At 19.0% G+C, this 543-nt stretch carries 1 tRNA gene; it reads right to left on the bottom strand.

Annotated features, from left to right (window positions below):
• Nucleotides 1-439: 439 nt before the first annotated feature.
• Nucleotides 440-516: transfer RNA gene (locus AVBRAN12647_RS09605), tRNA-Ile, on the bottom strand.
• Nucleotides 517-543 lie beyond the last annotated feature (27 nt).

The raw sequence follows: 543 nt of genomic DNA, 5'->3' as shown, positions 1-543 counted from the left end.
CATAATCACTAAACATAAAAAGCTATTTTTATTAAAAGAATTTAAAACTTATAAATACTTTATAAAAACATTAATTATATTAACTCTTAAAAATACAACTAATATTTTATTTAATAGTAAAAACATAATTATCACTTATAATTTAAATTACTTATTACTATAAGAGTTATTTTAAAAAGATAATATATATGCTATCAAATATCACACCACTTTAATAAGTATTATAATTTATATAAAAATAGCTTTAAACATAACTACAAGCTAAATAAGTAAAAATAAGTATTTTTAAATAAATTCAAATATCATTAAAAATATAAATATTATTTATAAGTTTTAATCTAAAATAAATACACAAGTAAAACCTAAAATAATACTAAAAACTACATATATTAAAAAGATTTAAAAAAATAATTTAAAAGATAGATAAAAAGAATAAAAATGGTGGGCCTAACAAGACTTGAACTTGTGACCTCACCCTTATCAGGGGTGCACTCTAACCAGCTGAGCTATAGGCCCTTAAGAAGTAGAATTATTGTTATCTTA

This window comes from Campylobacter sp. RM12647, assembly GCF_020138135.1.
Taxonomy (GTDB): Bacteria; Campylobacterota; Campylobacteria; order Campylobacterales; family Campylobacteraceae; genus Campylobacter_E.
This window is presented reverse-complemented; position numbering and strand designations above follow the sequence as displayed.